General features: G+C 57.5%; 1 protein-coding gene. It reads right to left on the bottom strand.

Annotation, left to right across the window (positions count from 1 at the left end):
* Positions 1 to 2 precede the first annotated feature (2 nt).
* The coding region (locus tag NCR38_RS24270; RefSeq protein ID WP_250477722.1) for a dipeptidase at positions 3 to 953 on the bottom strand (951 nt) is incomplete at its 5' end.

Below are 953 nucleotides of genomic sequence, written 5' to 3'. Positions count from 1 at the left end.
GATCAGACGTTCCAGACTTCGCCGAAGAAGCGCATCCAGTTTTCGCCCATCACTTTCTTGATGCGCGACTCGCTCCAGCCCGCCTTTTCCATGGCGGCGGTGAGGTTCGGAAATTCGCCGATCGTGCGAATGCCTTCCGGATTCACGACCTTGCCGAAGTTCGTCAGGCGGCGATAGCGGCCCTTGTCGTGCGTGATCCAGTCGAAGAATTCGGTGCTGTAGCCTTGCGTGAAGTCCGTGCCGATGCCGACCTTGTCTTCGCCGATCACATCGATCGTGTATTCGATCGCTTCGAGATAATCCTCGACGGTCGCATCCGGACCCTTCTTGAGGAACGGCGAGAACATCGTCACGCCGACGAAGCCGTTCGCATCGGCGATCTCGCGCAACTGCTCATCCGTCTTGTTGCGCGGGTGATCCTTGAGCCCCGACGGGCAGCAGTGCGAATACGTGACGGGCTTTTTCGAACAGGCGATCGCATCGGAAGACGTCTTGGCGCCCACATGCGAAAGATCCACCATGATGCCGACGCGATTCATTTCCTGAATCACTTCCGTGCCATAACCCGACAAGCCGCCGTCCGGCTCGTAGCAGCCCGTGCCCACGAGATTCTGCGTGTTGTAGCAAAGCTGCACGACGTTGACGCCGAGTTCCTTGAACACCTCGATATAACCGAGGTTGTCCTCGAACGCATACGAATTCTGGAAACCGAAGATGATGCCGGTCTTGTTCTCCTTCTTCGCGCGCAGGATGTCGTCGGTCGTGCGCACGAGCGTGAGAATCTCGCTGTATTCGCGGATCTGCTGCTTCATCTCCGCGATGTTGTCGATCGTCTTCTGAAAGTCTTCCCACACCGACACGGTGCAGTTCACGGCGGTCACGCCGCCCTTTCTCATGTCCTCGAACACGGAGCGCTCGAACTTCGAGATGTTCAGTCCGTCGATGATGATGCT

Source organism: Caballeronia sp. INML1 (genome assembly GCF_023631085.1).
Taxonomy (GTDB): Bacteria; Pseudomonadota; Gammaproteobacteria; order Burkholderiales; family Burkholderiaceae; genus Caballeronia; species Caballeronia turbans.
This window is presented reverse-complemented; position numbering and strand designations above follow the sequence as displayed.